General features: G+C 44.2%; 9 protein-coding genes. 8 read left to right on the forward strand and 1 reads right to left on the reverse strand.

Annotation, left to right across the window (positions count from 1 at the left end; genetic code table 11):
- Window positions 1-13 precede the first annotated feature (13 nt).
- The 8 genes from HMPREF1535_RS10055 (at window position 14) to porW (ending at window position 11,096) form a co-directional block, all read left to right on the forward strand.
- Window positions 14-3,409 (forward strand): endo-alpha-N-acetylgalactosaminidase family protein, encoded by a 3,396-nt coding sequence (locus HMPREF1535_RS10055; protein ID WP_046146036.1) that lies wholly within the window; start codon window positions 14-16, stop codon window positions 3,407-3,409.
- A 259-nt stretch (window positions 3,410-3,668) separates the two neighbouring features.
- Window positions 3,669-4,124 (forward strand): HU family DNA-binding protein, encoded by a 456-nt coding sequence (locus HMPREF1535_RS10060; RefSeq protein ID WP_046146037.1) that lies wholly within the window; start codon window positions 3,669-3,671, stop codon window positions 4,122-4,124.
- Window positions 4,125-4,326: 202 nt separating this feature from the next.
- Entirely contained in the window at window positions 4,327-4,638 is a 312-nt protein-coding gene (locus HMPREF1535_RS10065; RefSeq protein ID WP_046146038.1) for a nucleotidyltransferase domain-containing protein, read from the forward strand.
- Entirely contained in the window at window positions 4,635-4,766 is a 132-nt protein-coding gene (locus HMPREF1535_RS26425; RefSeq protein ID WP_262362560.1) for a hypothetical protein, read from the forward strand. The genes HMPREF1535_RS10065 and HMPREF1535_RS26425 overlap by 4 nt, the downstream gene beginning before the upstream one ends.
- 29 nt (window positions 4,767-4,795) lie before the next feature.
- Entirely contained in the window at window positions 4,796-6,025 is a 1,230-nt protein-coding gene (locus tag HMPREF1535_RS10070) for a 3-phosphoshikimate 1-carboxyvinyltransferase (protein ID WP_046146039.1), read from the forward strand.
- Window position 6,026: 1 nt separating this feature from the next.
- The gene (locus tag HMPREF1535_RS10075) at window positions 6,027-6,446 is read left to right on the forward strand and encodes a hypothetical protein (protein ID WP_009860091.1); all 420 of its coding nucleotides are present in this window, start codon (window positions 6,027-6,029) and stop codon (window positions 6,444-6,446) included.
- 169 nt (window positions 6,447-6,615) lie between these two features.
- The gene (locus tag HMPREF1535_RS10080; RefSeq protein ID WP_009860090.1) at window positions 6,616-7,422 is read left to right on the forward strand and encodes a metal ABC transporter permease; all 807 of its coding nucleotides are present in this window, start codon (window positions 6,616-6,618) and stop codon (window positions 7,420-7,422) included.
- A 47-nt stretch (window positions 7,423-7,469) separates the two neighbouring features.
- Window positions 7,470-11,096 (forward strand): type IX secretion system periplasmic lipoprotein PorW/SprE, encoded by a 3,627-nt coding sequence (porW, locus tag HMPREF1535_RS10085; RefSeq protein WP_046146040.1) that lies wholly within the window; start codon window positions 7,470-7,472, stop codon window positions 11,094-11,096.
- Window positions 11,097-11,141: 45 nt separating this feature from the next.
- On the opposite strand, the gene HMPREF1535_RS10090 is transcribed toward porW, so the two are convergent.
- Window positions 11,142-11,651: an RNA polymerase sigma factor gene (locus HMPREF1535_RS10090; protein WP_046146041.1), complete on the reverse strand. Its 510-nt coding sequence runs from the start codon at window positions 11,649-11,651 to the stop codon at window positions 11,142-11,144.
- Window positions 11,652-11,899: the final 248 nt, after the last annotated feature.

Consider the following 11,899-nt stretch of genomic DNA (forward strand, 5'->3'; position numbering starts at 1 on the left):
AAACTTATTGTCAATGAATAAAATTATTACGATCGCGGCTGTATGTCTCATCTCCGCAGTTTCTTTAGCATCTTCGTCTTCCGGCAGTGAGGAGAGAGCTTCTTCGCATGTCTATCGGCTGAACGCAAAAACGGATAGTCTGGTATTGATAAAAGATTTTTCCGCTGTCAACAGCACGGTAGAGTTTGATCTGATCCCTCAGAACTCATACGCACAAGTCGGAATGTTGTTCCGTTATGTAAATGAAAACGATTGGGTGTATGTTGGATGCGACAAAGCTACTGACAATCTGGGTTTTGCCCGTTGGTACATAGGCACACCGAAAGGCAAGAAAGAGATCGCTCACGATATATCCAAATTGTATGCACACCACCGGCGGCATATTAAAGTTAATTGCATAGGCCGCACCCTGACAGTCTATGTAGATGGAGAACAGATCGTCCATCAATATATACCTGAGCTTTCTTTGTCTGCCGGACAGATCGGTTTCCGGGTGCACGATAAAGGAAACGTTCAGATATCGAATGTGGTTTGTCGCACGGTAGAGGAAGTCGCAAACGTTCCAGCTAAGAAGAAAAGCTACTATACATTATCTTCCTCCTGCATGGATGTCCTGTTGAATAAAGACTTTCCTTCTGTTCGGTCCTATATCTGGAAAAAAGATCATTCGCAATTGGGCGGACAGCCGTTCGACGTAAAAACGATAACAATCAATGGCGATACTTACCGGCCTTCTGTGACTGGAAAGACGGAAGCAAACCGGGTTCTTTATACCTTGAAGATTAAAGAAATAGCAGTAGACCTTCAAGTCTGTTGCGAAGTAAAAGACAATGTCCTGCAATTATCCGTAACAGATATAAAAGAAAAGGGTGACTTTAAGGTTAGAACGTTGGCTTTTCCCGACCACAATTTAGTATCTATATCCAACGCATCTCCGGATGGTTGCTTGTCGATTGCCAACAATGTCCGTTCCGACACATTTTATCCTTTAAAAGACAAGGCTGCCGACAGTACTTCGCAATACGGCTCCATATTATTATTAAACACCGATAAGCTGGCAGCCACGCTTGAAAGCAATTCTATCTATAACAACCGCCAGTTTCTGTACCGATCCGTACAAATCGCCGATTCGATCGTCACAGGGATATGGGGAAACGAATGGATTTACCGCGGATATGACGGAAAAATACTGCCCTTACCTTACATCAAAGTGATACTGGCCAATGACCGTAACTTGGATAACAGAGTCGACTGGCAAGACGGAGCGATTGCACTTCAGGAGATATATCCTAAACCATTCGGCGTCGATATGCTTCATAATTCGTATGCCACCATTACAATGAATTTTGCCAGTTGTGCCCAATATCCTTTCCTGCGTCAGCTGGATAACATTAAAAAGTTCTATCTGGCAACCGACGGGTTCGGGCAAATGCTCGAACTGAAAGGATATCAGAGCGAAGGACACGACAGTGCTCATCCCGATTATGCCGGCAATTATAACGAGCGGGCAGGAGGGAAAAAGGATTTGGCCTTTCTGGCAAAAGAAGCCCGGAAATATAACGCACATATCGGCGTTCACATCAACCACAGCGAATCCTATCCCGAAGCAAAGGCTTTCAATGACCGGATCGTAACGGATATGCCTGCCTGGAGCTGGCTCGACCAGTCTTATTTTATCAATAAAGAAGCGGATGTGCTTGCCGGGACATTCGAACAACGCTTAAACCAATTGAAAGAAGATATACCCGATCTGTCATTTATTTATATCGATACCTACCGCGAACATCGTTGGTTGGCACACGAGACAGCCCGTTTATTCACCCGCAACGGTTGGGCAACCTGGACAGAAGACCCGGATGTATTCGACAAAGAAGCAACTTGGATTCATTATAACCCAAGCTCGAAAAGCCTGATACACCGTTTTATCCATCACCAGTATCGGGACGGTTATGCTGCTCATCCGGCTTTGCTTGGCGGATACAGCCGGGGGGCGGAAATCGGTTTTATGGGGTGGCAGAAAGGACGAGACTTTAATGGCGTAATTCGTAATTTTTTTATCAAACAATTACCCTATCGCTATCTTATGCATTATCCGATACTACAATTGGATACGACTCGGGCGGTTTTGGAAAGTAATTTGGTTGCTGTTGGTGATAAAAAGATTGGAACTGTTATCAAAAGAGGAGAACAGACGTTAATGTCGGGGGATTGTGTATTTATTCCTTGGAATCCTATTACGGAGGAAAAAATTTATCATTATAATGTGCGTGGTGGAAAAACAATTTGGCAATTACCATTTTCATGGAAGGAGCAAAGTTCTGTTTACTTGTATGAGTTGGGTGGTAAGGGACGTAGATTTATAGAATCGCTGACTGTTCGTGGAGGACTCGTTGAAATAGAGGCTCAACCAGGCAAAGGATACGTTCTTTATAAACAGGAAATGAAACCGTTGCCTGAAATGCTTTGGAGTGAAGGTGGTCTAGTGAAAGATACAGGTTTTGACAGCCGTTCTTTTGAAAATTGGAAAGTGCAGGGAGATAGTGCGTTACTTGAAGTTAAAGAAACGGATTATGGGCAGGCCTATCTTGAAATAAAAGGGAAAGAACCTGCTGGGGTAAGCCAGATAATAAACGGACTTACACCAGGAAAAGAGTATATTGCTTCTGTTTGGGTGAATGTTATTGGTGAAAAAAAGGCTATACTGATGGTACAGAGCGGCAAAGAGCTAAATGAACAAGTTTCTATTTCAGAAAGTAAAGTTAAAAATTATACGGATAATACGGATCGATTTAGGACAACCTGGCAACGATTGAAGGTTCCATTTCGTTTACCAGCGAATAGAAATGATATTATTTTGTCTTTGAAGGGGGGAATGGCAGCTAACGATACAGTCGCTGTTTGGTTTGATGATGTCCGTTTGGTTGAGTGCTTACATGCTGAAAAGGCTGGATTTGATTATTTTGAAGACTTCGAACATGTTGATGAAGGATGGGGACCTTTTATTCCTTGTCAACCAGGTGCTTTTACAACGCATTTGTCACAGAGGCATGATGTTTATACGGATAATACGATTCATGGAGAGTGGTCACTAATTACGTGGCGTGAAAAAAACGGAGAAGTGTATCGTACGTCTCCTGCAATGATTTGTTTTGCTCCGAAACAAAATTATGAAATCGAGTTTAATTATAAAGTCGATAATAGGGATGTCTATAAAGTGGTTGGTAAATCATTATTAACAGGAGAACAAATATTCTCTTATGACTTGAATCGGACAGGGAAGTGTAATGTTTGTTTTACAACACCGGACTGTACAGATTTTTATATTGTCATTGTTAAACAGGGAAATGGTATGTTAGTCATAGATGACTTTGGAATCAAAGGTAAACTTGTACAGAACTCTGTGAAATGACGATTCATATTCGTCGTTAGAATTAAAAGGAAAGGTCATCCTTCATCCTAACATGACACGCTAAGCCGGAGATGGCGCGGGAACTCCGACATATAGAATTATTCTGATACTTTCCGGAAAGAAATAACAAGTGTCCGGCATCGAGCTATATCGGGGGCGTCACCTGAGGGCATCAGGTCCGTCACTAGACCGTGCCAGGTCCGTCACCTGTCATTTTCCCTTTTTGAGAGGCATCAGAAATAACTTAAATCTAAACTGTATGGCTTTTTTCAAAAAAATTCAACAGAAGATTAATGGAAAGTGGTATCCGAAGTCTGTTACTGTCGGTAAACCCGTGACAACAAAAGAGGTATCTGACCGTTTGGCACAGATATCGACTGTGAGCCGTGCCGACACCTATGCTGTTCTCATGGAACTGGCAGGCGTGCTGGCTGATTACATGTCACAAGGACGTACCGTAAAGCTTGACGGCCTGGGCACTTTCTATTACACCCTTACTGCGGGAGGTAACGGGGTCGAATCGGCAGATAAGGTGAGTGTTTCGCAAATAGCTGGCGTTCGTGTCCGTTTTATCCCTGAAGCTACGAAAAACAGCGGTAGTAAGACGATGAACCGCTCGCTTATCAGCGACAACATCTTTTGGATGGAATTGAACGCTGCACCCGAGACAACTCCTGAAGAAGGAGGCGGTGAAGATCGTCCGGAGATCGAGTGATCTTTCTCTGAATGTATGATGAAAGTGTTGCAAAGTAACAGCCTTGTCCGTCGGGACGGGAGAAGTGCTTGCAACACTTTCTTTTTTTGATCGGAGTCAAATGTATCATAAGTGAATAATCCTATTCATGAAAATACCACCTAACTATCCGGAAATTTCCGTACTTTTGTCATCAGTTAAAAACGAAACAGGAGGAAAATAAATGAAACGACCTGATATAGTTCACCGTATAGCTGAAACACTTCGTCGCATTGCTCCTAATGCGCAAGCAATCCTTTATGGTTCGGAGGCACGAGGGGATGCACGTCCTGACTCGGATATTGATGTACTTATTCTGCTGGATGACAGCGAGCAATTGACAGCCGAACGTGAGTTGGAGATTACTCGCCATCTTTATGAAGTGGAAGTAGATACAGGCATTATTATAAGTCCTATGGTAATGCTTCGCCGAATGTGGGAAAATATGACTACACCATTTACTCTCAACGTCATGAAGGAAGGGATTGTATTATGAAAGAAAAGCTTGATCCTGAAAGTCGTGCATCGATAGTGAACTACCGTCTGGAACGTGCCAAAGAAACTCTTCGTCCACGAGCTGAAGCATTTATTGACGCAGTAGAGAAATTAACATACGAAGAATAATTAATGTTTAAAACGAACAGACAAAAGCAATGAAATATCTGATAAAGGCCCCGGAAGAAAGACTTCGGGCTTCTGTGCAACTTCCTGCTTCCAAGAGCATTAGTAACCGTGCTTTGATATTGAATGCACTAAGTTATAGTCCGTATGATATACAGAACCTTTCCGATTGCGATGATACGGAAGTGATGGTTAAGGCGCTGAATTCCGATAGTCGTGATTTCGATATTAAGGCTGCCGGGACGGCTATGCGTTTCCTTACTGCTTTCCTTTCTAAAATAGTGGGTGAATGGACGATCACCGGAACGGAGCGGATGAAGAATCGCCCGATCAAACTGCTGGTCGATGCACTGAACTCGTTAGGCGCCCGTATCGAATATATGGAGAAGGAAGGTTATCCCCCTTTGCGTATCTTTGGAAGTGCGTTGCAAGGAGGTGAGATCTCTCTGGCTGGAGGTGTCAGTTCACAATATATTTCAGCTTTGTTAATGATCGCTCCTTTGATGGAAAAGGGATTGACATTACATCTGGAAGGAAATATCATCTCCCGCCCTTATATCAATCTGACGTTACAATTGATGGAGCAGTTCGGGGTGAAAGCTATCTGGAACGGCCAAACCATCAAGATTCTTCCCCAGGAATATAAACCGATTCGTTTTACCGTGGAGTCGGATTGGAGTGCCGCTTCTTACTGGTATTCTATCATGGCTTTGTCGAAAAATGCCGAAATAGAACTGCTGGGCCTTTTTAAGAACAGCCTGCAAGGAGATGCCGCCGGAGCAAAACTATTTGCCCAACTGGGTGTTGGTACGACCTTTACCGACCGGGGCGTCATGCTGAAATATAACGGTAACGTGACAAAAAAGTTGATCTACAATTTTGTCAACGAACCCGATTTGGCGCAAACATTTGTTGTCACCTGCGTGTTACTAAATATCCCCTTCCGCTTCACCGGATTGCAATCGCTGAAGATAAAAGAAACCGACCGTATCGAAGCTTTGAAAACGGAACTTCGTAAACTCGGCTATCTGTTGACCGACAGCAACGACAGTATCCTTGAATGGAACGGGGAACGTTGCGAACCGGAAGCTGATCCGATTATTGCCACATATGAAGACCATCGGATGGCAATGGCATTTGCCCCGGCTGCGCTGGTATTGCCGAAAGGTCTTAAAGTGGCTGATCCGGAAGTGGTGACAAAGAGTTATCCTGCCTATTGGGAAGACTTGCGCAAAGCAGGATTTGCTTTAATTGAAAATTAACATGTGGTACATTATCATTGGTATTATCGTGCTTGGCGTTATTGCTGCCATAGCCGGTTATTTCAGGAATAAAAAATTACAGCAGATGCTGGAACGCGGGGAGATCAGCGAGATACCTGAAGCGCGTGAAATTCCCGAAGAATGCTGCGGCCAGCATGAGACTTGTGAACGTGACAGTCTGTTGGCTGCCGTGAGCAAAAAGATTGAATATTATGATGACGAGGAACTGGATCGTTTCCGGGGGCTGGAGGGAGATGAGTATGAAGAGGATGCCGTCGATGAGTTTCGCGAGGTACTTTATACCCTGCAGTCGGAAGAGGTGGCCGGATGGCTCCGTAGCCTGCAACTTCGTGGTGTGAACCTGCCGGATGCACTGAAGGATGAAGCATTCCTTATTGTTGGCGAGAGAAGAATACATTAAACGGTAGAGAACGTCAACCAGTGTTCGACATAAAGATTGTTTCTACCTAATGAAACATTTGTTTCTATATGGTGAAACAGTTGTTTCTTTACAGTGAAACTTTCTGTACCTCGTATCGGATATAAAGATAAGATTGCACAAATAAGACGAACCATCATATGGAATGAATATGGATCTATTACAATATACTTTTTTTCAACATGCTTTGCTGGGCAGCTTGCTAACAGCCATCACCTGTGGTATTGTCGGGACATACGTTGTCGCACGTCGGCTGGTGTTTATCAGTGGCGGTATAACTCATGCCTCTTTCGGTGGTTTGGGGCTTGGCTTTTATCTGGGAACAAATCCGATCTTGATGGCAATGGTCTTTTCCGTACTTTCTGCTTTCGGGGTGGAATGGGCGAGCAAGACACAGGATGTGCGTGAAGATTCGGCAATTGCCGGTGTTTGGGCGCTTGGAATGGCGCTCGGAGTGATTTTTATATTTCTTACTCCCGGCTATTCTCCTAATCTGTCTGCCTATTTGTTCGGTAATATCCTGACGATCTCCCTGTCCGATATTATCTGGATAGCAGCTTTAGCGGTGGTGCTGATCGCAGTATTTTCCCTCTATCTGCGGGAGATAGTCTATGTCGCTTTCGATAGCGACTTTGCCAAGACGCAGCATATCCATGTAAAGTGGATCGAATATATGATGATGTTCTTTATTGCCCTGACTATCGTCCTTTCCATCCGGCTGGTCGGTATTATGTTGCTGATGAGCTTGTTGACTTTGCCGCAAATTACAGTGAATCTGTTTACTTCCGACTTTAAGAAGATCATCTGGGGGAGTATTGTCCTTGGCTTTCTGAGTTGTGTGGTGGGGCTGGTTCTGTCTTATTTCCTGAATGTACCGTCGGGAGCTTTTATCATCCTGGTGCTGGTGCTGGTCTTTTTGATCCTGAAAGGAGTATTATTCTTTACGAAGAGGCAATAAAACAGGTTCTTCTCAGTTTATTATATGATAAAGAGTGCACATAATACGTGAAGAAAGGTTTTTACTATATAATTTCGATATTCGTGGTTCTCTTGCTTTGGTCGTGCAGTACGAAGAAAAACACCAAAGCAAGCCGGTTCTACCATTCCTTTACATCCAGATACAATATCTATTATAACGGAAAAACTTCTTTTGATGAAGCCCTGAAATCTATGGAGACAGGCTACAAGGAAAGTTATTCCGAAATGATCCACATGTATCCGATCAGTGCACAGCCGAAAGATAAAAAGGAAACCGGCGGTCCCTTCGACCGCGCCATCGAGAAAGGCAATAAAGCCATAAAACTTCATTCCATCAAAGCCAAGCCGGCAAAGAAACCGGGTTGGCGTAACGATCCCAAACAACGTGCTTTGCAGGAACAGGAAGAATATAACCCTTTCCTGAAGAAATGTTGGCTGCTGATCGGGCAGGGACAGTTCTATAATGCTGATTTCTTGCAAGCCTCTGCCACTTTTTCTTATATTGCCCGCCATTATTCCCATGACGAGGAAGTAGTGGCCGAAGCCCGTTTGTGGCAGGCCCGTTGTTATTCGGAAATGGATTGGTTCTATGAGTCCGAAGATATTTTGGGTAAGCTGAATACCAATGGAATACCCCGCAAGAACCTGAATCAGTATGCCGCCGTTTATGCCGATTATCTGGTCAAGAGCAAACAGTATGAAGAAGCTATCCCTTATTTTAAGACGGCAATCAAATCGGAAAAAAGCAAACTTCAGCGTACCCGTATGAAATACCTGCTGGGACAAATCTATGCTGCGCAGGAACAGGACGGCCCTGCCTATAAAATGTTCAACGAAGTAGCTAAAGCCAGTCCTCCCTATGAACTTGAATTTGCGGCCCGTATCCGTCAGACGGAAGTATTCTCCGGTGCTAACTATCAGAAGGTAGTCAAGATGCTTCATCGTATGGCGAAGAGCGATAAGAATAAGGATTATCTGGATCAGGTTTATTATGCCCTCGGAAATGTTTACCTGAACCGGGAAGATACGGCAAATGCCATAAAGAATTATGAATTGGGTATCGAAAAGAGCACACAGAACGGACTGGAGAAAGCTATCTGCCAGATCAAACTGGGCGATATCTATTTCACCATGCGTGATTATGTAAAGGCTCAGCCCTGTTTCAGTGGCGCATTGTCCGGTATCCAGAAAGAATACAAAGACTTTAAGCGTGTGTCGAAACTTTCGGCAGTCCTGGACGAGCTGGTCGTACATGTGGAAGCTGTCCATTTGCAGGATAGCTTACAGACCCTGGCAAAAATGCCGGAAACGGAACGTTTGGCTGTCATCGACAAGATCATAGAACAGGTAAAGAAAGAGGAAGAAGAAGCCAAGGCTTTGGCTGAGAAAGAGGCTTATCTGGCTGACCAGGCTGCCAAAGGAACGGGTATAAACCGTCCCGGGACAGAAACCGGCGGTATCGTTCTCCCGACTGCATCGGGCGGGACTTCTTTTTACTTCTATAATCCTTCGACCGTATCGCAGGGTAAGGCGCAGTTCCAGCGCAAGTGGGGACGTCGTACACTGGAAGATAACTGGCGTCGCCGTAAAAAAGAAATGTCAACCTTCAACGAAGATGCTCTGGAAGAGGGTGAACTGGCGGAGACAGCAGCCGGAGCCATTGGACCGGACGGTCAGCCTTTGCCGACCGACTCGCTGGAGGCCGGTTTGCCGGAGGTTGCTGCCGATGACCCGAAATCACGCGAATATTATTTGCAGCAGTTACCTTTCACGCAGGAAGATGTGGATGCCTCGAATATAATTATTGAGGACGGATTGTATAATATGGCGATGATCTATAAAGATAAACTGGAGGATTTGCCTTTGTCGATCGAGGCTTTTGAAGAACTGGAACGTCGTTTTCCGGATAATTCGCACCGCTTGGAGAGTTATTACCAGGTCTATCTGATGGCGCTCCGTACGGGTAATACCTCTTTGGCCGCCGAGTACAAGACGAAGATGATCAATGCCTTCCCGAATGAGGATTATACGATTGCTATCTCTGATCCGAATTATGAATATAATATACGTATGATGGATTCCGTACAGGATTCGATCTATCAACAGACGTATAATAGTTATCTGGCAAGCGATACTGTTACTGTGCGTCGGAATTTCCGCGATGTCAGTGTCAAATATCCGTTGGCAACCCTGATGCCGAAATTTATGTTCCTGGATGCGTTGACTTATGTACAGGCCGGTGATGCCGAAGGTTTCAAAACGGCCTTGAAAGCGTTGGTAGAGAAATATCCGACAGCCGATGTGACGGAACTGGCAGGTGAGATGCTGAAAGGTATCCTTCGCGGCCGTACCCTGATGCAAGGCAGCGTGACCGGTATGACCTGGAACCTGCGTTTTGGTCTGGGTGAAGACGGTTCTTTGTCGGCAGCCGACTCTGCACGTACATTTACTGCCGAGCCGAATACTCCTTACCGTATGATCCTGATGTATCCGACCGGAAGTGTGGATAAAAACCAGTTGCTGTTTGCCGTGGCAGCTTACAACTTTGCCAACTTTATGGTGAAGGAGTTTGATTTGGCCTTTGAAGAAGCCGGCCCGATGTCAATGCTGAACATCATCGGCTTTACAGGTATTGAAGAAATCCTGCAATACTATAAAATGATTTATGGTAAAGATGGTTACGCTCAGGCTCTGGATAAAAATGTTGCTATCCTTCCGATCTCCGAGGACAATTACGAGACATTGATGCGAGGTAAGACACTGGAAGAATATATCAACTTCTTTGAAGAAAACTTTGGCGACAAAGCCCCGGAACTGGCAACACGTTGGAAGAATCGTATGCTGGTGGAAGAAGAAAAAGTGAAAGAAGCCGAAGCAGAAGCTGAAACTGAAGCAGAACTTCCGGGCGAAGATCAACCGACCGAAGCTGTTCAACCGGAAGATGAAGCCCCGGCAAAAGAAATCAAGTCGGTACGTAGAAAAGAAGCCGGGGAAGAAAAGAAAGAAGAAGCTGAAAAACCAGTAGAACAGGTTGCTCCGAAAGATACTGTCATTCCGGAGATATCTGTCCCGGATACTGTTGTCAATGTTCCGGTAATTGAAGCTTCTGTCGATACGGTTTCCGTACAGCCGGCTGTTTCCGATACTGTTGCGGTTGCTTCTCCTCAGGATACTGTCCCTGCCGTCCAGGCACCGGAAGAACGGAAAGAGCTTACATTAAAAGAAATAGAAGCAATCCGCAAACGTGAAGCCGCAGCGGAAGAAGCCCGTAAGGAAGCCGACCGCAAGGCATTCGAAGCACAACAAAAAGCCGAGAAAGAATTGCAGGAGCAGAAAGCCAAAGAACGTGCTGACTTGCTAAAAAAGCAGGAAGAAGAAGAAAAAGCCCTTCTGAAAGCGAAAGCCGACCGTGAAAAGCAGCTTGAGCAGGATCGTAAGAACAAGTTGAAACAGGCTGAAGCCGACCGTAAAGCGAAGCTGAAAGCCCGTGAAGAACTTCGCAAACAAAAAGAGCGCGAATACAAGGAAAGGCTCAAACAAAAGGAAAAAGAGCGTAAGCAGAAGGAAAAACAGTATAAAGAAACACTGAAAGCAAAAGAAAAAGCCCGCCGCGAAGCACAAAAAGCGAAAGAGGCGGCAGCACGTAAGAGGTGATGAGCTTTGTCATGGCTCGAGTCTGCCATGACAAAACAGTTTTTCTTATGCATATTGGTAGTCTTTCAGCTTTTGCTGTAATTCTTTGCGTGCGAAAAAAATACGGCTTTTTACTGTCCCCAAAGGGAGATTTAGTTGTTCTGCAATTTCATGATATTTATATCCATTTAAAAATAAGGAAAATGGGATTTTTACTTCATCGTTCAATTCTGTAACAGCTTTTGTGATCTCCTGAATTTGATAGACCTTGTCTGGAGAACCAGAGATGGAGTCATTGGTTATGTTTAAGTTGTACAAATCAGTATTTTGATCTACTACAGTCTGTTCACGCACAATCTTATGATAGTTATTAATGAAAAGATTGCGCATTACGGTCATAACCCAACCTGTAAAATTGACATTGTCTACGAATTTTTCCTGATTGTCCAACACTTTCAGCGTAGTATCTTGCAACAGATCCAGAGCGTCATCCCTGTTTGCTGTTAGCTTGATAGCGAAATTCATCATGTGATCTTGTAATCCGAGTAATCTTTGTTGAAATTGTATTCTGTTCATAATGTTTGTTGTTTATTAATATACGTTTTTATCTGCTGCAAATCTATTTTTTATGTTCATTATGGCGTGTTCGATTTCGTACGGAAAGATTCAGAAATTGTTTTACATACCCGTTAGAGCATATTTGTCGGATGATTTCGTACTTTTGGTAGACAGTAGATGGTCTCTCGATGAATGCTGAATAGATTTATTGTAAATATCGGATAGAAATGATCTCCTTTTGTTCTTATCTAGTTACTATTGGAGAG

Origin of the sequence: Parabacteroides goldsteinii DSM 19448 = WAL 12034 (genome assembly GCF_000969835.1) — a bacterium.
Classification (GTDB): domain Bacteria; phylum Bacteroidota; class Bacteroidia; order Bacteroidales; family Tannerellaceae; genus Parabacteroides; species Parabacteroides goldsteinii.